This window comes from Flavobacterium denitrificans DSM 15936, assembly GCF_000425445.1.
In the GTDB taxonomy this organism is placed as follows: domain Bacteria; phylum Bacteroidota; class Bacteroidia; order Flavobacteriales; family Flavobacteriaceae; genus Flavobacterium; species Flavobacterium denitrificans.
Genome location: NZ_AUDL01000016.1, coordinates 1 through 20,231, shown reverse-complemented (window position 1 = coordinate 20,231; position 20,231 = coordinate 1). Strand labels below are relative to the sequence as shown.

At 33.7% G+C, this 20,231-nt stretch carries 14 protein-coding genes, 2 tRNA genes and 1 rRNA gene; 11 read left to right on the top strand and 6 right to left on the bottom strand.

Annotated elements, in window-relative coordinates:
* Positions 1–43 precede the first annotated feature (43 nt).
* The 6 genes from lolA1 to H600_RS0110710 all read left to right on the top strand — a co-directional run bounded on the left by lolA1 (position 44) and on the right by H600_RS0110710 (position 5,412).
* Positions 44–691: an outer membrane lipoprotein periplasmic chaperone LolA1 gene (gene lolA1, locus H600_RS0110735; RefSeq protein WP_026728790.1), complete on the top strand. Its 648-nt coding sequence runs from the start codon at positions 44–46 to the stop codon at positions 689–691.
* A gap of 8 nt (positions 692–699) precedes the next feature.
* Positions 700–2,151: an LptF/LptG family permease gene (locus tag H600_RS0110730; RefSeq protein ID WP_026728789.1), complete on the top strand. Its 1,452-nt coding sequence runs from the start codon at positions 700–702 to the stop codon at positions 2,149–2,151.
* Positions 2,152–2,155: 4 nt separating this feature from the next.
* Complete coding sequence (gene ribB, locus H600_RS0110725; protein ID WP_157509902.1) at positions 2,156–3,286, top strand: 3,4-dihydroxy-2-butanone-4-phosphate synthase; 1,131 nt, start codon at positions 2,156–2,158, stop codon at positions 3,284–3,286.
* 3 nt (positions 3,287–3,289) lie between these two features.
* Positions 3,290–3,688 (top strand): acyl-CoA thioesterase, encoded by a 399-nt coding sequence (locus H600_RS0110720; RefSeq protein WP_026728787.1) that lies wholly within the window; start codon positions 3,290–3,292, stop codon positions 3,686–3,688.
* A gap of 151 nt (positions 3,689–3,839) precedes the next feature.
* A tRNA-Ser gene (locus tag H600_RS0110715) sits at positions 3,840–3,927 on the top strand.
* 261 nt (positions 3,928–4,188) lie between these two features.
* The gene (locus tag H600_RS0110710; RefSeq protein ID WP_026728786.1) at positions 4,189–5,412 is read left to right on the top strand and encodes a site-specific integrase; all 1,224 of its coding nucleotides are present in this window, start codon (positions 4,189–4,191) and stop codon (positions 5,410–5,412) included.
* Positions 5,413–5,585: 173 nt separating this feature from the next.
* Here the strand turns inward: H600_RS0110710 and H600_RS22010 are convergent, their stop codons facing one another.
* Positions 5,586–7,634: a DUF4365 domain-containing protein gene (locus H600_RS22010; RefSeq protein WP_035108569.1), complete on the bottom strand. Its 2,049-nt coding sequence runs from the start codon at positions 7,632–7,634 to the stop codon at positions 5,586–5,588.
* A gap of 304 nt (positions 7,635–7,938) precedes the next feature.
* Between H600_RS22010 and H600_RS0110700 the strand changes: the two genes are divergently transcribed.
* A complete protein-coding gene (locus tag H600_RS0110700) occupies positions 7,939–10,881 on the top strand; it encodes a type I restriction enzyme HsdR N-terminal domain-containing protein (RefSeq protein WP_026728785.1) in 2,943 nt (980 codons plus the stop codon).
* Between the two features lie 116 nt (positions 10,882–10,997).
* Here H600_RS0110700 and H600_RS0110695 read toward each other — a convergent pair whose 3' ends face one another.
* On the bottom strand, positions 10,998–11,813 hold the full coding sequence (locus tag H600_RS0110695; RefSeq protein WP_157509901.1) for a hypothetical protein: 816 nt from the start codon (positions 11,811–11,813) through the stop codon (positions 10,998–11,000).
* A gap of 635 nt (positions 11,814–12,448) precedes the next feature.
* Between H600_RS0110695 and H600_RS0110685 the strand changes: the two genes are divergently transcribed.
* Positions 12,449–13,729 (top strand): hypothetical protein, encoded by a 1,281-nt coding sequence (locus H600_RS0110685; RefSeq protein ID WP_026728783.1) that lies wholly within the window; start codon positions 12,449–12,451, stop codon positions 13,727–13,729.
* Between the two features lie 680 nt (positions 13,730–14,409).
* Positions 14,410–14,494 (top strand) — tRNA-Ser (locus tag H600_RS0110680).
* Positions 14,495–14,713: 219 nt separating this feature from the next.
* On the opposite strand, the gene H600_RS0110675 is transcribed toward H600_RS0110680, so the two are convergent.
* Together H600_RS0110675 and H600_RS0110670 are read right to left on the bottom strand one after the other, a co-directional pair.
* Complete coding sequence (locus H600_RS0110675; RefSeq protein ID WP_026728782.1) at positions 14,714–15,508, bottom strand: SDR family NAD(P)-dependent oxidoreductase; 795 nt, start codon at positions 15,506–15,508, stop codon at positions 14,714–14,716.
* Between the two features lies 1 nt (position 15,509).
* Positions 15,510–16,331, bottom strand: a complete 822-nt coding sequence (locus H600_RS0110670; RefSeq protein WP_035108574.1) for a helix-turn-helix domain-containing protein — start codon at positions 16,329–16,331, stop codon at positions 15,510–15,512.
* Positions 16,332–16,691: 360 nt separating this feature from the next.
* On the opposite strand from H600_RS0110670, the gene H600_RS0110665 reads away from it, so the two are divergent.
* Entirely contained in the window at positions 16,692–17,456 is a 765-nt protein-coding gene (locus H600_RS0110665; protein ID WP_026728780.1) for a hypothetical protein, read from the top strand.
* A 12-nt stretch (positions 17,457–17,468) separates the two neighbouring features.
* On the opposite strand, the gene dcm is transcribed toward H600_RS0110665, so the two are convergent.
* Positions 17,469–18,431, bottom strand: coding sequence for a DNA (cytosine-5-)-methyltransferase (gene dcm / locus H600_RS0110660; protein WP_026728779.1), 963 nt, complete (start codon positions 18,429–18,431; stop codon positions 17,469–17,471).
* A gap of 274 nt (positions 18,432–18,705) precedes the next feature.
* On the opposite strand from dcm, the gene H600_RS0110655 reads away from it, so the two are divergent.
* Positions 18,706–19,725 (top strand): proline iminopeptidase-family hydrolase, encoded by a 1,020-nt coding sequence (locus H600_RS0110655; protein ID WP_026728778.1) that lies wholly within the window; start codon positions 18,706–18,708, stop codon positions 19,723–19,725.
* 225 nt (positions 19,726–19,950) lie between these two features.
* On the opposite strand, the gene rrf is transcribed toward H600_RS0110655, so the two are convergent.
* A 5S ribosomal RNA gene (gene rrf / locus H600_RS0110645) occupies positions 19,951–20,060 on the bottom strand.
* Positions 20,061–20,231: the final 171 nt, after the last annotated feature.

Genomic DNA, 20,231 nt, shown 5'->3' with positions numbered 1-20,231 from the left:
GAAAACGAAAATTCAGGAAATCAGAAACAATTCTATCACTAACATGACTAAAAAGTGTTTTCAAATTGCAGCATTATTGCTTTTGAGCTTCACTTCTATTCAGGCTCAGGATAAAAAAGCCAAAGATTTATTGAACGAAGTGACAGCTAAAATAAAAAGCTACGACAATATTGTTATCGATTTTAAATATTCTTTGAATAATACCAAAGAAAACATTAATCAAGATAGCAAAGGAAATGTAACCATGAAAGGAAATCAATACGTATTGAATTTTATGGGTGTTACTAAAATTTTCGACGGACAAAAAACATACACGATTGTTCCTGAAGATGAAGAAGTTACTATTTCTAAAGTAAATGAAAAAGATGACAATGCAATTACGCCTTCAAAAATGCTCACTTTCTTTAATTCTGGATACAAATACAACATGGATATTGTCCAAAACGTAAAAGGAAGAAAAATTCAATATATCAAATTAGTTCCAACAAGCGGAAAAGACCAAAGAAAAGAAATTCTTTTAGGTGTTGACGTTCAAACAAAACACATCTATAATTTGATTGAAACAGGAAAAAACGGAACAAAAACAACTTTAACCGTTAATTCTTTTAAAACCAATCAGCCTTTATCAAAAAATCAATTTACCTTTGTAGCGAGCAAATATCCAAAATACTACATCAACAAATTAGATTAATTACAAGGTTGAAAATTTTAGACAAATACTTACTAAAAACATTCCTGATTACATTTGCTACGGTATTTGTAATCCTTTTTTTTATATTCATACTTCAAACAGTCTGGCTTTTTATCTCAGAACTTGCAGGTAAAGACTTGGACTTGATTTTGATTGTAAAATTCTTATTATTCTCAATGCCAAGGATTATTCCGCTGGTTTTACCTCTTTCGGTTTTATTGGCTTCGATTATGACTTTCGGAAATTTGGCTGAGAATTATGAATTTGCAGCTATGAAATCATCTGGAATATCGCTTCAAAGAGCAATGCGCATTTTGATTGTATTCATCTTTGTTTTAAGCATTGTTGCTTTTTGGTTTGCCAACAATGTAATCCCATATGCAGAATATAAATTCGTTAATTTCAGAAAAAACATTGCTCAAGCAAAGCCTGCAATGGCAATTGCTGAAGGTCAATTCAACGACGTCGGAACTTACAATATTAAGGTAAATAAAAAATCAGGCGAAAACGGAAATATCTTGACCGGCGTAACGATTCACGAAAAAAGCAATAATATTGGCGAAAACAAAACAGTTATCAAAGCCAAAAACGGCAAGTTGATCAGTAATGAAAAATCAAGTATTTTGAAACTGGTTCTAAATGATGGCTATTATTATCAGGATGTTACTCCAAAAAAATACGAAGATCGGGCCAAATTGCCTTTTGTAAAGGCAGCTTTTAAAAAACAGATAATCAACATTGATTTGTCTGAGCTGAACAAAGTTGATACAGACAAGGAAAGCGTAAACAGTACGAACGGAATGTTGAATGTTAGTGAATTGCGCTATACACTTGACTCGCTAAACAAAAATTTAGACAACGAAATAATTTCTTTTTCAGAAAATATCAATCAGCGTGTAGGAATTAAAAAAATTCCAATTCCGGTGAAAACAGACATAAAGAAAAAACAAATGCCTACAGATCTTTTGTCTTTGTATACGAATAAACAAAAATTAGATATTCTAAAAATGGCCAGCAGCAATGTAACCAGCAATATCTATTCAATCGAAACAACCCAAAAAGATTTAAAAGACAAACAACGAGACATCAACAAACATTTAAGCGCATTATATGAGAAATTTGTGATTGCTTTTGCTTGTTTTTTAATGTTTTTTATTGGAGCACCACTAGGCGCAATCATCCGTAAAGGCGGATTAGGACTGCCTATTGTTTTTGCAGTATTGATCTTTATTACTTTTCATTTCATCAATACTTTTGGAAAAAGACTTTCGCAAGAAGGCGGTATGACTCCGTTTATGGGATCATGGATGTCATCTTTCATATTATCACCATTGGCAATTTTATTAACTTATCGTGCAACAAACGACAATGGATTAATAAATTTTGATGCCATCACAACGCCAATATCACTAGCATTTCAAAAAATTTCTGAGCGATTTTTCCCTGCTCAAAACAAATAATATTATGTCAGCAAAAATACAACTAAATACCATTGAAGAAGCTATAGAAGATATTCGTCAAGGTAAAGTAATCATTGTAGTCGATGATGAAGATCGTGAAAATGAAGGTGATTTTTTGGCAGCAGCCGAAAAAGTTACACCGGAAATGATCAATTTCATGGCTACGCACGGACGTGGATTGATTTGTACTCCACTTACAGAAAATCGTTGCAAAGAACTTGATTTGCGTGCCATGGTTACTAACAACACCGATCATATGGAAACTGCCTTTACAGTTTCTGTGGATTTAAAAGGACATGGCGTTACAACTGGAATTTCTGCTGCAGACAGATCAAAAACAGTTCAATCTTTAGTTGATCCAAATACAAAACCACATGACCTGGCTCGTCCTGGCCATATTTTCCCATTGATTGCAAAACAAGGCGGAGTCTTAAGAAGAACTGGGCATACAGAAGCCGCGATCGATTTTGCTAGATTGGCAGGATTCAAGCCTGCAGGTGTTATTTGCGAAATTTTAAATGAAGACGGAACGATGTCTCGCCTGCCTGAACTTATTGAAGTAGCGAAAAAATTCGATTTAAAATTAGTTTCGATTGAAGATTTAGTTGCATATAGAATGCAACATGACAGCCTGATTGTTAAAAAAGAGGATTTTGATATTGAAACTCGTTTTGGAACATTCAGATTGAGAGCTTACGAGCAGACTACAAACAAGCAAATTCATATTGCGCTGACTAAAGGAACTTGGAATTTAGGCGAGCCAATCTTGACTAGAATCCACTCTTCACAAGTGAATAATGATTTACTTGGTACTTTAACAAACAACGCTGAACAGCAATTAGACGATATGTTTAAAGTCATCAATGAAAATGGCAAAGGTGCTATTATCTTCATTAATCAAGACATGACTGCTGTTAACCTTTTAAATAGAATTTCTGAGCTGAAAGCTTTACAATCAAAAGGCACATTAAAAGCCCCAAAAGTGATTATTGACAGCAAAGATTACGGAATTGGAGCTCAAATTCTTCATGACATTGATATCTCAAAAATTAGATTAGTTTCAAATACACAGCAAACAAAACGTGTTGGGATGATTGGTTACGGCCTTGAAATTACAGAGTACGTAAACTACTAATTTATGGGAACAATTGAAGAACGAATTATAAAGTCAGAAACACGAATTTTTAAAGCCGTTTTCCCGAGCACAACGAATCATTATGACACTTTATTTGGAGGAACCGCGCTTCATCTTATGGATGAAGTTGCTTTTATTTGTGCGACGCGTTTCAGCCGGAAAAAAGTAGTAACGATTTCAACTGGTCAAATCGACTTTAAAAAAGCTATTCCCGCTGGAACTTTAATCGAATTAGTGGCAAAAGTTGTAAATGTTGGAAATACCAGTTGTAAAATTCACGTTGATATTTTCATGGAGCAAATGTATTCAGAACTTCGAGAAACGGTAGTTTCAGGAACATTTTCGTTTGTTGCGGTTGATGAAAACAAAAAATCAGTTCCTATTTTAGATAATTTAGAATAACTTTTTGAAAAACCTCATTTTCGGAAATATTGATAATTAGACACTTGGAAATTATTTTAAAAAACTTTAAAAATAATCCCGAAAAAAGTTTTGATAACCGAAAAACCGTCTTATATTTGCACCCGCAATCAGACAATGAGAGCAACATACTGGAGAAATGGCAGAGCGGTCGAATGCGGCAGTCTTGAAAACTGTTGACTGTAACAGGTCCGGGGGTTCGAATCCCTCTTTCTCCGCCAGATGAAGTTTCAGAAGAAACTTTAAAAGTCAAAAGCCTTTAAACACTAGTGTTTAAAGGCTTTTTCGTTTTTACACACTTTTCAAAAAGCACATGTTTTATCAAAGAATGGTTACCCTATTAGTTACCCAGTCTTTTTTTGAATCTTTTTTCTCAAAAATGGGTAACTAAAACAAAAGAATTCCCCGGGAATTCCCTGCTGTCAATGGGCTCTCTTAAAATTTTTAATTCAATTTGATTATTAATTTTAAAACTAGATAACATGTTAAAAGTAATTTTTTACCAGAAATCCGACAGAGTAAATAAGAACGGTGAATCTCCAATCTATGCCCGTTTGAGCTACAATGACAAACAAATTTCAATGTCAACTGGACAAGCCATTTTAAAAGAAAGATGGGCCAGCACTAATAACCTTAGAAACCAGCTTAAAATTGAAAAGGAAATCATAATCAAAAATCTGCTTGATCTTTTCCAGCTTAATGCGGCCAAAAAATTTACTGAACTCTTCAGAATAGATCCTGAGGTTAACCTTCAATTATTAAAAGCTGAACTTACAGGAAAAGTCAAAATCGGCCAGCCTGAAGGCCCAACCATAATTGAAATTATGGACACTTACAACTTATTTTTTACCAAAAGAGTTAACTCAGGAGAACGCGCGCCGGCTTCACTGCAGAAGTACAAAAGAGCAAAAGACCTGCTTTTGAGTTTCATCAATAGCAATTATAAAAAGGAAGACATGCAGGCATCTGAGCTATCAAGCTCGTTTGTCTTTAAACTTGAACAGTTTCTTAAATATGAGAGCAGTTTTAAAGAGCAGACAGGCATCAAAAACAATTCGGTGGTAAAATATATGAAGATGTATAAAACTGCCTGCAATTACGCCATTAAGATGGATTTGATCATAAAAAATCCATTTAACATCTATGACGGCAGGTTGAGTGTCAAAGATGCTGTTTTCCTCACCCAGCAGGAACTGAATACAATTGAAAATAAAATATTTCCGACGCTCCGCTTGGAAAAGGTTAAGGATATATTTCTTTTCAGCTGCTATACAGGCTATGCACCTGTCGATGCCCTAGTGCTGACTGAAAGAAACTTATCCGAAGATTCAAATGGAAATTTATGGATCATGACCAGCAGAGCCAAAACCGCCATTAGGGCCAATGTTCCTATACTGCCAAGTGTTGAGAAAATTATTTCTAAATACAAAAATCAGCAAAAGGGACTCATTCCCAAAATTTCAAATCAGAAAATGAATGCCTACCTTAAGGAAATTGCTGATGTCTGCGGTATAAACAAACATCTTACATGGTATGTTGCCAGACATACCTTTGCCACCACTGTGACCTTAGGAAACGGAGTACGACTCGAGAATGTTTCTGCAATGATGGGACATACCAATACCAAGCAGACACAGCACTATGCAAAGGTTTTGGATGTAAATATAATGGAAGATATGGAAAAACTGAAATCCAAGTTTAGGTGATATCCATTTATAAGAGGCTTCAAAATTTGGAGCCTCTTTTGCAGTTATAGTCTTTGGCATATTATTTATTTTTAAAATGAAGTTTCTATTAGCAAACTATGCAGGTCTTGTATAGTTATCTATTTAATAAAAGTCATCTAAAAAATTATAGTTTATGTACCTCTTTAAAAAAATTATACTCTGGTGCGATAAAACTTACTTTCATAAAAATATTTTCTAATTCTATAAATATTCTGCCAGCTTGTAATTCCCTTATCATCCGCTTTTCCATTTGCAAAGCCTTCACCTTGCACTGTCTCATTGTAAATATTCACAACAGGTGTTATCATTCCAAATAATTGCCTTAAACTTTCTTTACCATCTTCTTCCACATTCAGCACTTTTAAAACATCTTCAACTTTTATCTTTGGAAACTTGAAATAGCCGATAGGAAATAAGTGAATCCTAAATACCTCCTTGTGCCCCATATCTAACTCCTGAACTTCATCTTCGTCCATCTTTTTCATTTCTTCCATATATTCTTTTATCATTTCAGTGTTTCTCTTCCCTCGTTCTGTGCTTTCCGAAATGAAATCCCTAAAATTTTCGTGCTGTGTTCCCCTGTTCTTTAAAAGCTCTAATTTATTTTTGAGTTCTTTACTTTCATAGATATCGATAATTCTTTCTAATTCATTCAATGATTTTTCTGCCTGAATAAAATCATCAGAAAAATGGAGGATCTCATATTGAAGCGAAATAGAGGCAGCCTGATTTTCAACGTGGCCTACTTCTGTAAAATACAGCACAGCATTATTGATCTTTTCCAGCAAAATTTCGATTTGTTCTTTCATTTCTGCAGTAAACTCGCTGATCGACCTTTCCTGGGTATCAAAAAGAATTTTGAAATTGCTCAAAAAATGGTATCTGATTTTCACCTCAACCAAAATAGAATTATAGAATGAAAAATAATCCTCTTTAGTTATCGCCTCATTGTGCAAATCTGTCATCTTCTTTAGCCAGTTTGTATGCACCTGAACATTCTCGTTTACAAGTCCAATTCGTATCGATTTATTTAAAGTGACATCCTCCAGAGCGAAAACCACACTGCATTGTCTTACAAATTCCATATTGTTGTGAACACCTTCATAAAAAAGAATTTCGCGTCTGGCATTAATTACAATATGCTCATCCGATTGAGAACTTTCTATAATCTCGTTAACTGCATGCTTAAAAATTATTAAGGCATCTTTACCGCTGTTCTTTAGATATTCGTTTTTCGCGTTTTCAAGCTTAACATAAAGTCCAATATTCATTTCTGCTTCCAGCCTATCCATTATTTTATTGAATTCGTCCTCTAGAATTATTCCAAAGAAATATCTTACAGCAGCATAAAAGTATTGCAGGTGATTATTCATATCGATTGATAACTCGCCCTTCACTCTATCAGCATCCTTAAAATATTTGAGTGCGTCAAACATATTTCCATCATAGTAGTGCGCCATCCCAAGAATCAAGTTGTATAGAGCAGATGATGCCACATTTCCTGAAGCTTTTTTATGATATGCTATTATACTCTTCCATTTCGCTTTATTTATTAAAATGAGACCAACTGATTCAATTGCATTTCTAATATCGGCATCGTCTGTAATATTTAAATTCACATCAAATGAAATTTTATCCTCTACGTGTGGCGCGCTTGGGCGTAAGGTCATTTTTTCATTGATAAGCCTTTGAAACTTTCCTTTTTTTAATACTTCTTCATAAATTTTATCTATAGCTTCGTTATCGAGAAGCTTTTCAAATCGAAGTGAATAGCTCTGTTGCTTGTTATCGGTCCTTTCCCTGCTTTCGATATTAATCAGAAAATTGTTAACATTTTCATAGTAAAAGGTTTTGGACGGCATGTGATAAAACACGTAATAAGCAGGCATGCCAGTATTTAAAAGATAGTTAACATTAGACAAATCTATCTGCTTACTAAAACTGCCGTCCACATTTTTTACGATATTATCCGTAGCTTTCAACTGCACTGCAAATCTGAAATTAGTATGGACTGATCTTCCGTCAGATTTTTGCAATTTTAGCTCAATATGAAAATCAATTCCCTTGTCCTTTTCAATCTCTGACCTGATCTCAAATTTTTTTATATCAAATAGTGGTTTAAAGGCATTATTAGAGATAGTCTCAAGCTCTTCATTTGCATTGGCAAAAGGAAGCTGCATTTCACTAAAAAAATCTTCCATATTTTAATTTATTTTTACAGGGAAAGTGTTACACTCAGAAAGAAATCGGCTTTGAATACGAGATGCAGCGCTTCTTCAATTTGAATTTTGTGAATCTTATTATTTTAAAAAGCTTAAAACTATAAATATAACGAGAAAAAGAAATGATAGTTCTAATTAATTTTACAAATTTGAAAAATCTCAAGACAAAAAAAGTATACTTATTTTAGATAATCGTCAATAGCAAAAGACTTTGAACTAAATCAAAATTCTTTAAATTTACATCTCATTTAGCTAGCTTCCAACAAAACATATTATCCTATCGATGAGTGAATTTGATATTACCGGTAAAATATTACTGCCTTACTTAAAGGATCTAGGGATAGATGCTTCAGAAATATCTTTTGAAAATTCTTTTTCCATACGCCTTGGGAGAAAAAAACATGCAATTGGCAGATCTGATATGCTCTGTACAAGGCATGGTAAGAACCTATTTGTCATCGAAGTAAAAAATGAGTCGAAACAAATAACTGCAGAAGACAGAGATCAGGGAATCTCCTATGCAAGACTTCTGGATGAAATAGCTCCATTTACCATAATATCAAATGGGATTTCAACAAAAATTTATGATACTGTAACAAAAGCAGAACTTTCGGGCAATATAGCTGAAAAATCTGCCTTCTGGAAAAATGGACACGTTTTATCGACGGAAGATGAATTAAAAATCAGATACGAGGCATTGAGGAACTTCATTGCCATGTCTCCTGAAAACTTAAGATTCTTCTGTGAGTCTCAGGTCAATGACCGCATGGGGCAAATAGTTGGCGATACTGAAAGTCCTTACGCTAAGTTCGTAAAAAAACTATTTGTGCAGCGAAAAGATCTTACGGACAATTTTGAAAGCTTTTTAGCTTCTGAAGATCCTGTTTTTGGCATGGTCGGAGCGGCTGGAGTTGGTAAAACAAACGCACTATGCTCTTTAGCTTTGCAAAAATTAGAAAACTCCTTCGTGTTCTTTTACAATGCAGCAATTATTAGTTCACCGCTGGAAGCTATTTCACAAGACCTCAATATTGCCTTTTCCAGCAGGACAGAAACAGATGTTGTATTAAAAAAACTTAATGAAATTGGAAGATTTGCAGACAAGACTGTACTAATTTTTATTGATGCCATTGACGAATGCACTAACCCAAAAATTGCACAGGAATTAAGTGATATGGCTCTGCTGGCCAAGAATGCGGATAAAATAAAAATCATAGTCAGTTGTAAAACAAATATATGGAACAGCATCATAAAAATTCAAAATACTCCCACCCATCTTTATGATGAGCTGAATCATTTTCATCAGAATAGTGGTAGTCTGGATAATCCGGGCTATGAACTGACTGATTTTAATGATCAGGAATTATTTAATATTCTTCCTTTATACCAGAAAGAGTTTGGTTTGAAAGGCACAATTTCACCTGATCTTCTGCCTGAACTGAGAAATGGTTTCTTTTTAAAAATATTCAGTGAGGTCTATAGCGGCAAACAAATGCCTGAAAAAATCAATGACAAGGATTTGATTCTAAAATATTTAAAAAAGACCCTCGAGAAAACTAAAATGGGATTTACTACGGGTTTAAGGACTCTTGCCGCGATTGGGAATTTAATTATGAATTATGAATATAATGATATTGAAATTCATAAAAAAGAAGGTATTGACGTGAATTACATCCTTGAAAAATTGGAATATGCGCTGGATGCTAATCTGCCGGAAGATCTTTTCACCCGAAATGTTCTGATCAGATCAAACAGTGAAGATTCCTACACTGTATCTTTCTACTATTCAAAAATCAGGGATTACATCATCAGTTTCCAGAGCCATAAACTTGATAAGAAAAGTGATAATGAGTTTTATAATATCCTTTGTGATTTTTATCAAAATCATATCAGCAAGAGTGCTTTAGATTTTTATATCGAGAACTCATGTTCTTCACATAAAAACACTCTGATTCAATTCAAGCAAGATAAAGCGCTTAACTATACAGTAGCTTATGATGCTTATATTGAAGAAAACTTTGCTGCTTTTAAAGAAAAATTCACACCCCATACAAGAGGTGAGATCGGCATCATTCTTCCGAAAGACCTTATAAAGGGAGACGGATACGCTCTTTATCCAATAGGAAAAAAAATAAACAATAAAATTATACATCTTGATCTCCGTGATCCCTTTGATGGACCTTACGAAAATAATCCCTTTTTTAAGACAGGCGCAAAATCGTATTACACCAGCAACGTCTCCCTTTTTGTGAAAGACCAGACTAAAGTAATTAGGCAGGACATTGTAAAGCAGCTAAGAGAAATAATCAAAAAAGGAAAAATTTCATCTTTCAGCTCCGATATTCTGCTTTTGGAACAACTTGCCGTAATCCTATATTTCAATCATAAGAAATTGAACTACAATTATAACCTAAAGGATTACAGCCTTCCACGATATGAAGGTCTTTATCCAATCAACCTGCTAGATTTAAAGAACAGAGTTGAAAGATTTAAAATTATCGAGCATTACAGATTTAAGAATATTGCAGCAGAAGAACTGGAAAAGATCATTGAAAACACTTTAAAGAACAACCTCCCAATACCTGAATACAATGCTATTGGTGATGCGCCTCCTTTTCAAGCACTTTCTAAAATTGTGAATATACTGCTTGAAAAAGGTTACGAACAGATTACGGAACACTACATGCCTGTTGCAGATGTTACTTTAGATAAAACCAAGCAACTTTACGAACAGCATTTAAAAGTCCACAGTAATAACTTCCGTACTGTTCAATACAGCGAAATAAAAGCAAAAGAATATACGATAACCTTTTTTAAGCATTTAGAAACCTCTTACAAAGAATTTGTAGAATATAATTTCCCAACATTTAAAAATTCCTTTAATTTCTACAATACAATGCCTCATGAGTACTTTGTATATTTGAAAGATTCTGATATCCTGCAATGGGGCAGTTTTGGCTATCGTTCCTCCCAAACAGATTCCTTTAATGTTTATTTCAAAGACTGGGATGATAAAAAAGAAGCTTATATTGAAGAGCACATTGAGTACCAGCGATTATTTTCAATGGAAACGATCCTTCGAATTAATGATTACATCCGCTATCCGATACCGACCTTCGATGGAATTAGAAGTTCACAGGTAGATGAGAACAGTATTATTAGAAATTGGCTTTATAAGATACTCGAAAGTGACATGAAAGACGTCTTTAAAAAACTTGAATGTTAGGATGAATACCCAAACACATCCACTGAAGAAGTGCTGAAGTACATGGTAACTAATTTAAACTAAAATGAACATATCTCAAATTCACAAATGTTCTAATTTTATTTGTCATAAGTAATTTATCTAACTCTGACAATTTTGGACTCTGGAAAATTGACATCAAGAAACTTCTTTATCATACCTGTAACAACATCAATGCGCGTTCCAATAACTATATTTTTGTTTTTAGTGGACCAGTCGGTCATTATAGCCGTTAATTTAGGTTTTATAATTCCAGCTTTCAAATCTGAGGGATCGGTGAACCATAAGCCGCACCCGCTGATGCCATAAAGATCCGGCCCTGTGCTGAAAATGCCCTTCCTGCCATCATACACCTGTTTTTTATTGTACGACACTACAACATTTACATAAGGATTTCGTCCAAACTCTGCATAGTACTCGGCTTCTATAGGAGCTGTGAAATGAAACAATGTAGTGATATCGAAAATATCGGTTTTATATTTGATTTTTGCTCTGCTGGCGGGATACCCTAAAAAAGTGTAATATTCCCAAGGCTGGAAGATATGATTGATGGCCAGGTCCTCGGCCTGTAGAAAACTATATGACCTCTTAATATGTGGCAGACAGTCGTCATCCAATCTCAGTACTGCAATATCAAGTTCATCCTTTTCCCGATTCTCTGTTCGATTGATGTATGTATCGCCGCCTGGTTTTATTATCTCCTTCTCTCGAGACAGGAAAATGAAAAACTCTCCGTGCTTATCCATAACATGGGCGGCTGATACAAGGAAATAGTGCTCCTGAATCTGAATAAACACACCAGTTCCATAAGCTTTATAAGTGGTTGTATCCAGCATGATGATACTCGTACAGCTCCTCATGGTCCCCAAACTTGCAAACTGCAGGTTTCTGTAGGCTTCGGCTGGTGTTTCCATAAAAATTATATTAGAATTTACATTTACTTCTGACAGTATTTCCTACAAACAAAAAATCTAAATAACAGACATTTAACGAACACAATATATAGTTTCGGTATTTCAAAATAATTAAGCAACTTGCAAATATGGAAACTTTTTCGTACATTTGCAATAATAAAACATGAGCTGTAAAACGCAGCCTGGACGTTCATCATCTTATTGTACTCTTAGCGGCATTCTCTTATTTTAATCTGGGAATCGTATACGCATATAAATTTTTAAATCCCGACGGTCATAACGCACCAACGGAGCAATATCAGGCTGAGGCCACAAAAATGCATAATGACACTTTAAAACCTGAAATGAAAATGGAAAAAAAAGTTTTAAAAGAAGACACTGCTGCAGGTCAGTCAAAACCGGCAAAAAAATCTTTAGCTAAGAGTACAACGAAAGTTCATGCATAGTTTTCAAAATATATTAAAGGCTGCCAATTGGCAGCCTTTTCCTTTTTAAACTTCTATTTAAACTGCCTAAAAAATATCGGAGAATTAAGAAATAGGATTTGATCCAGAATTATTCTGAACCCCCTAAAAAATATTACTTGTAACTTTTATCTTTGCCTTTATGCAGAATTATATAAATAGTGTCGATATATGAGTGATAAGGGATTATTAGGAGAAGAATTTGTAAATGAATTAGCATATAACTCATTTTTGAAATTCTGGTGTTATCCGGGACCAAAACTTGAAAATGGAGACAAGAAAGAGATAAGCGACCTCTTAATAATATTTGATGATACGCTAATAGTTGTTTCAGTTAAAAACTATGAATTTAAGGGCAACTATTCCAGATATTTTAATAGAACTATAAATAAAGCCTTAAATCAAATTCACGGCGCTTGCCGAATTTTATTCAGCGGGAATGATGTTTATATAAAACATCCTGACAGGAATGTCGAGCTATTTCCTCGAGAGCAGATAAAAAAAATTTTTAGAATAATCGTAAATTTGGGTGAAGGCACTAAATTCTATCCTTTTAATGGGCTTACCAAAAATAATGATTATGTAACTTTCTTTGACAAATCTTCATTTGAAACGGTGATTAACGAACTGGATACCATAGCTGATTTTACCGAGTATCTACAAAAAAGAGAACAAATTTTTAAGAATAAAAACACTACTATTTTATCTGGTGCGGACTTTGATTTTTTAAAAAATCAAACAGATAGCAACTTCGGAATAGAATTCGACCAAAATAAATCCAGTATTTTAATCGCGGGAACCGAAAAAGATTTGTTAGCAATCTATTTTAGAGAAGGCCATAATTTTCCTAATAGTCTAAATAAAGATGAAAAGCAAATCTTCTTGATAATTGATGGAGCATGGGAGGAATTTGCAGCAACAGAACGTAAAATAAACAAAGAAAAAGCTGACAAAGTAAGTTATTTTATAGATGAGATTATTAGAAATGCGTTGTCTAAAAACGAGCTTCAAAATCTATCAGAATTGAGGCTTACTCTGGCCAAATCACTGCTTTCTTTTAGTCGTTTAAAAAGAAGAAGAATTGTTTTAAGTTATTTCGAATTTCAGCAAAAACATAATGAATACACCGGTTGTAATTTACCCAGCATGTTTATTGAAATAGACGGCGTGGGGGTATTATTCGTATTCATCACAGACCAAATCAACTCAGATAGGCTGTACATGCTTAAAGAATATGCTATTATAAATTATTATATTGAAACAAATTTTGAGATTGAAAGTTTACTTTTAATCTCAACAAACAGCAGACATGAGATTGAACTGATACATAAAGATAAACTTGAGATATCTTCTGCTGCAAAAGAAAAAGACGCAATAAAATTAATTCAAGAACGCAAGCTGCACGCAAAGCAGAATATGACAATCATATCAGACGAGGAATTTCCCGCGTAGTTTAAATTACTTTTTTAGTTAAAGAGAAACAATTTTTCCTCTGCATTTGATACTTTTTCTGCCACAAAAAACTAAGGTGAATTTACAACTAATTAGCCATTTTTAAATTTTGTTGCTGAACCGTGACTTATAACTTTATTTCAAATTTAATTCATCAAACCCTTCTATACATTAAGATAGAATGGAACAGCGACCACAGCCATGTGGTCGTTAACTTGCCGTATCGTTAACTCCAATTTTGAGCCAGATTTTATAATAACAACAATTTTGATGATTTAAATGTCTAAATGCTAATTATAAATAATTCTGTGCGCAGTAGTTCAATGGTTTTTAATATTAATGCAGGGATAATACTTTTCAAAGTTAATTATCAAGTTTACAAACCTATTACAATTGTGTCCGCACTGCGGACACAATTGTAATAGGCACAAAAAAAATTAAAGATCGATATTTTTCTTCAAATGATTTTGTCACAATATAAATGGCTTACCAAATTAATGCTTTTTTTCAGGAGCTAATTATGAAATTTAAAAACTCTGTATCACAAATAGTTAACATCCAAAACTAACTAATAGACAGAGATAAAAATTATTTCCTTTATAAAATTATCAAAAAAATTTCTAGAATTGAAAAAACATTTTATCTTTGCACCCGCAATCAGAAAATGATTGTGTTATACTGGAGGAATGGCAGAGCGGTCGAATGCGGCAGTCTTGAAAACTGTTGACTGTAACAGGTCCGGGGGTTCGAATCCCTCTTCCTCCGCTGAGAGCTTAAAAAGAGACTTTTCAAAGTTTACAAAAAAGGCTAAAATTCACGGAAAACCCTGCAGATCTTAAGATCAGCAGGGTTTTGTCTTTCAGGTGCATTTTCATTATTTTCAAAACCGCACAGAAGTTTCGTGTCAGAATCGTGGCACGGGTTTCCAAATTAAAACCTTAAAGTAATTATATCCCATTATCTTAAATACAACAACACGGCTTATCAGCATTTAATTGTTCCGCCATCTACCCTAATAATAGCGCCACTAATGTAGTCAGCATATGAACTGCAAAGATAAGCGACAGCTCCTGCAATTTCTTTAGGCTCACCAAACCTTCCGATATCATTTGGAATTAGTTCCTGCACAGCCTTATATTTTATTTCCTCCAGATCATTTCCCCAATTAAATTTAGGGGCAGAATTCACAAGCCATTCCTCAACCATTGGATTGATAATTGCTCCAGGAGAAACTACATTAGAAGTTATTCCCGTTTCTTTTAAAGCTCTTGCAAGTGAGATTGAAAGGTTATGCCTCGCAGCTAGCGTTGCATTATAATGCGGTTGCTCTTTGATAGGCTGTATCGCAAGACCACCCCCGATATTAACAACCCTTCCCCAACCTAATGTCTTCATTTGGGGCACTAACCTTTGTATCATTCTTACATACGAAACAACATTCAAATTATATATTTCTGCCCACTCGTCTGCAGTTGCTTCACCCCATGATTTATGTGATGTCGCTCCCGCATTATTTATTAAAATATCTATTTGACCATTTCTAAGCGCTGCTGAAGCAACCTTATCAGCACCAAAATCTGTACTGAGATCTCCAATCGCTATTTCTGCAATTCCACCATTACTAACAATCTCTTCGCATACAGCTTTTGCACGATCTTCATTTCGTCCATGAATTATAACGACAGCGCCTTCGTTAGCAAGCATTTTTGCAATTGCTTCCCCGAGTCCAGAACTAGAACCTGATACAAAGGCTCGTTTTCCCTTTAATTTTAAATCCATTTTATTCATTTTTATTAATTAGTGCTTTTTCTAAGGGTGTTGTACCAAATTCTTTTTTGTATGCATATGTAAAATGAGAAATGTTAACAAAACCTAAGTCTAAATAAATTTCACTTGGTCGTCGCATGCTATTTTCTAATAAATATTTTGCTTCTGAAAGACGTTGACGAGTAAGCCATCTCCTCGGTGTAATCCCAAACATCATTGCAAAATCTCTTTTAAATGCCGACAAACTGCGTCCTGTGAGAAAAGCAAATTTTTCCAGAGGGACATTGTGCCTAAAGTTACCATTCATAAACGCTTCTAAATCTAGTTTTCCGGGATCACTAAACTCGAATAACATTTGGTTAATTTCGGGATCAATATCAGCAAGTATTAAAATCAACTCCTTAATTTTACTTCGCAAAACTTTCGCATCTAAACTTTTATTTAGTGCAAATTCACTTAGTTCTTCCACAGATTTTTCCAGTAAAGAATTAGGCTCAACCATCTTTACACCTTCGTCATAAAGCCTCTCCGACTTGAAACCGTACTCATTAGCAAGCTCCATAAGAGTTCGTTGGTCAAAATGAACAGCAACCGATTTAAATCCATCACTTTCAGTATTTTTAATAGATTTCGTCAATTGATTCCTTCTAAAAAAACGATAATCTCCGGCAATAAAAGAATATTTTTTATGCCCCACCCAAACTTCATGACTGCCTTTGATAATATAACTGAAAATATGATCAGAAACAAAAGTTTCATTTTCAACATTATTTCCAAAATAAACATTTTGTAAAAGCTTCGGCTCTGAAATGGTTTTATTTCTAACAAGTTGCATTTTCGTCATTTTTAAGTAATACAAATTTACTGCTTGTTTTCGTTCAAAAATTTGTTCAAACGTCCAATTTCATTTCAATAGTGTTTCCTATAGAAAAAAGCCTTGAAGACAACTTCAAAGACTTTTTCATTTCTCAATAAACCAAAAAGTTTCCAATTAGAAACTCACTTAAAAGCGACACACATTATCGCATTAGTTCCCACTCAACAAATAATTAATAAACCTACTTCAAATCTTATATTTTATAGATAAATTCGTACTTTTATTTCGACATGTTTCTCAATTAAAAGAAGCTGAATGAAATTAATTGTTTTATCAACATAAAGAAAACAGTAATATAATTGCGGAAATAAGAAAATTATGAAACTGACTCATGAAAAGAAAACTGATGGGGATTATTATTTTGTAAACAATCCGAGGCCCTTTAATGGTAATGCCATAAACAAAAGTGATATTGAAAAAGTTCTAAATTTTGCCTATTCAATGTGTTTTGGAGAAGGCCATCATCGATTAACGCGAAGTGGAGGCCAATACAGTCGGAAAAATGGTGAAAAATTTTGCAATACTTTTCAAGGAAAATTAGCCGAAGTTGTCCTTTACAATCATTTTAAGGTAAATTCAATTGAATGCAACGAGCCCGATTTTGGAGTTTATAGCGAAGGTATTTGGGATGATTCTGATTTAGAAATTCAAAATAAAAAAATCAATATAAAATCGGCTTCTTCGCAATCCAATCTTTTACTTCTTGAAACAAAAGATTGGACTCAAGATGGAATATATATCCCAAATCTTACCAATAGGTTAACACATAGATATGATTATTTTATTTTGGTCCGAATCAATCCTGATGCAAAAAAAATATTCCGAAATCAAAGATTAATGTTCAGCAATGAAATATCGAAAACAGTAATTGAAGAACTTATTTTCTCATCAACTTGGACTTACGATATTGCTGGATATTGCAATAACGAAGATTTTAAAAAAGCTATTTCAAATAAAAATATATTGCCTCAAAATTCCTTCTTAAATAAATACACAAAAATGGACGCAGAAAACTACTATATTCAGTGCGGAAGTATGAACAATATTGAAGAATTCATTAAAATATACTGCCACAGTTCTTAATCATAATAAAATCTATTTAACAGATTTCAAAACCTTCATTATATTTTTTGAAACAGCTTCAATAACAGGTACACTAACCGAATTTCCAGCTTGTTTATATAAGTGTGAATTGGCAATTTTTGGAATTTTAAATCCGTCAGGAAAACCTTGAAATCGCAAACATTCTCTTGGAGTCAATTTTCTAAAGCCAAAATCAGTTTTTACCAAAGGCACATTATGCCCGCCAGTTCCCATATTTGCAGTCAATGTCGGGCAAACATTTGATTTATTTTCTCTAACATATTGTCTTCTGAATTGATAAACGGTTCTATCAGAAGTCATTTCCTGCTGAAGCATTTTATACATATAACGGTCTTCGTTATAATAAAATTCGTCTTCGACTTTTTCCTTCATAACAAGATCCTTGATAGTTTTAGTCAATTTATCTTCTTTCGGAAATTCAAAAACTGCCTCCGCGTTTCCAACAACATCTTTATCAAATGCAACAATAAAAATACGCTCTCTGTTATGCGGAATATTCCCATAATCTTTAGTATTTAAAACTTTAGATTGAAAAGAATAATTTCTGTCACGCAATGATTTTTCGATTACCTTCATTGTATTTCCATGATCATGTGTTACTAGATTTTTTACGTTTTCTAAAAACACCACTTTTGGCCTCATAGTATCAACAAAATCTAATATTCTAAAAAAATGATTTCCTCTATTGTCGTTAAAACCTTTTCTATAGCCCGCAACAGAAAATGGCTGGCATGGAAAACCGGCAGTTAGCACATCAATTTTAGGAATTCCATCAACATCTAATTGCAATACATCGCCCTCAATTAAATCATGTTTAAAGTTTTCTTTGTACGTAATGCAGGCATTTTTATCATATTCGTTTGCCCAAAGCAAATCAAAACCTGATTTTTTAAATCCTAAACAAATTCCTCCAATACCTGCATATAGACTTCCAACAGTAAATTTATTGCTCATTTTATATATCACTAATTATACTATGCGACTTTAATTGAATTTTGTCGTTTTTGCAAAGATAGTTATTCAAAATCGAATTAAATATTGCTTTTAAAATATCAAAAAATAAATTTAATTCAAATTTATTTCACATTCAGCTAAAAAAAAAATAACCAACTACAATTCAGCAATTTAAAACCACACACATCATCATCCAATAATAAAGAAAGACTAATTTTTAATTCGTAATTTAGTTTTAGTAAATATTTAAAATATAACTTTAAAACTTTAAAATATGCGTCGCATTCTATTTCTTTCAGTTTTAATTCTAGCTTTTTCATGTAAAAAAGGAAATCAATCGCAAAATCTAAAAGACTATTTTACCTACGAAAAAAACAATAATATCGAAGGTGCAGGAGTAAGAATGATTTCTATAAAAACACCTGTTGGAGATTTCAAAGTCTGGACAAAACGTTTTGGAAGCAACCCCAAAATAAAAATACTTTTATTACATGGCGGCCCAGCAATGACACACGAATATATGGAATGTTTTGAGACCTTTTTTCAACGTGAAGGATTTGAATTTTACGAATATGATCAGCTTGGTTCGTATTATAGCGACCAACCAAAAGACAGCAGCTTATGGACCACAGAACGATTTGTTGAAGAAGTTGAACAAGTACGAAAAGCAATTGACGCAGATAATAGTAATTTTTATATTTTAGGAAATTCATGGGGTGGAATTCTCGCAACTGAATATGCATTAAAATATCAAAAAAATATGAAAGCATTATTAGTTTCAAACATGGTTGCCAGTGCGCCAGAATATAAAAAATATGCTGAAGAGGTTTTAGCTAAGCAAATGAAACCAGAAATATTAGCTGAAATACGCGCATTAGAAACTAAAAAAGATTTCAATAATCCGAGATATATGGAACTATTAATTCCAAATTTCTACCAAGAGCATTTATGCCGATTGAAAGAATGGCCTGATGGACTAAATAGATCAGGAAAACATATTAATAATGAAATCTATACTATAATGCAAGGCCCGAGTGAATTTGGAATAAGTGGCAGATTAGCAAAGTGGGATGTTAAAAATCGTTTGCACGAAATAGAAATTCCAACTTTAATGATTGGTGCTAAATACGACACAATGGATCCAAAAGCAATGGAAGAGCAAAGCAAATTAGTCAAAAATGGCCACTATCTATACTGCCCTAACGGAAGTCATCTCGCAATGTGGGACGATCAGCAAGTGTACATGAATGGCGTTATTGAATTTATTCATAATGTAGATTTGAAAAAAATCTAGTTACAAACAATCATTATGCATTTCTTTTGGAGCCGTTCTGTCCGCTTTATTTTTTGCGTAAAATGTGCTTTGGATAAAAAAACTTTGGTTTCCCGCAAAAGGATGCAGCTTCCATCTTTGGCGCATCCTGACAAGATTTATGCCCTTTCATTGGGACAAGATTCCTAAAACATCAAATACCCCAAAAACAAAAAACCCCGTCCGATACGGACAGGGTTTTCAAAAGAAAGGCGACGACATACTCTCCCACAATGATGCAGTACCATCTGCGCAGGCGGGCTTAACTTCTCTGTTCGGGATGGGAAGAGGTGAGCCCCGCCGCAATAACCACCTTAAGGTCGTTCGTTGCTTGGGCAACTTTTTAATTAATAATTGATAATTGACAATTGATAATTAAAACAATATCTTAACATACTGAGATAAAGAAAAGTAAATATATTTTAGAAAGTTCTCTCCCTCCGATTGCTCGGAGGGAAAAGTTTGTACATAAGCTTACGGATTATTAG

Excerpts from the sequence above, each read along its gene's own strand:
- lolA1 (WP_026728790.1), top strand. The coding sequence starts at position 44 with ATGACTAAAAAGTGTTTTCAAATTGCAGCATTATTGCTTTTGAGCTTC.
- ribB (WP_157509902.1), top strand. The coding sequence starts at position 2,156 with ATGTCAGCAAAAATACAACTAAATACCATTGAAGAAGCTATAGAAGAT.
- H600_RS0110720 (WP_026728787.1), top strand. The coding sequence starts at position 3,290 with ATGGGAACAATTGAAGAACGAATTATAAAGTCAGAAACACGAATTTTT.
- H600_RS0110710 (WP_026728786.1), top strand. The coding sequence starts at position 4,189 with ATGTTAAAAGTAATTTTTTACCAGAAATCCGACAGAGTAAATAAGAAC.
- H600_RS22010 (WP_035108569.1), bottom strand. The coding sequence starts at position 7,634 with ATGGAAGATTTTTTTAGTGAAATGCAGCTTCCTTTTGCCAATGCAAAT.
- H600_RS0110700 (WP_026728785.1), top strand. The coding sequence starts at position 7,939 with ATGAGTGAATTTGATATTACCGGTAAAATATTACTGCCTTACTTAAAG.
- H600_RS0110695 (WP_157509901.1), bottom strand. The coding sequence starts at position 11,813 with ATGGAAACACCAGCCGAAGCCTACAGAAACCTGCAGTTTGCAAGTTTG.
- H600_RS0110685 (WP_026728783.1), top strand. The coding sequence starts at position 12,449 with ATGAGTGATAAGGGATTATTAGGAGAAGAATTTGTAAATGAATTAGCA.
- H600_RS0110675 (WP_026728782.1), bottom strand. The coding sequence starts at position 15,508 with ATGGATTTAAAATTAAAGGGAAAACGAGCCTTTGTATCAGGTTCTAGT.
- H600_RS0110670 (WP_035108574.1), bottom strand. The coding sequence starts at position 16,331 with ATGCAACTTGTTAGAAATAAAACCATTTCAGAGCCGAAGCTTTTACAA.
- H600_RS0110665 (WP_026728780.1), top strand. The coding sequence starts at position 16,692 with ATGAAACTGACTCATGAAAAGAAAACTGATGGGGATTATTATTTTGTA.
- dcm (WP_026728779.1), bottom strand. The coding sequence starts at position 18,431 with ATGAGCAATAAATTTACTGTTGGAAGTCTATATGCAGGTATTGGAGGA.
- H600_RS0110655 (WP_026728778.1), top strand. The coding sequence starts at position 18,706 with ATGCGTCGCATTCTATTTCTTTCAGTTTTAATTCTAGCTTTTTCATGT.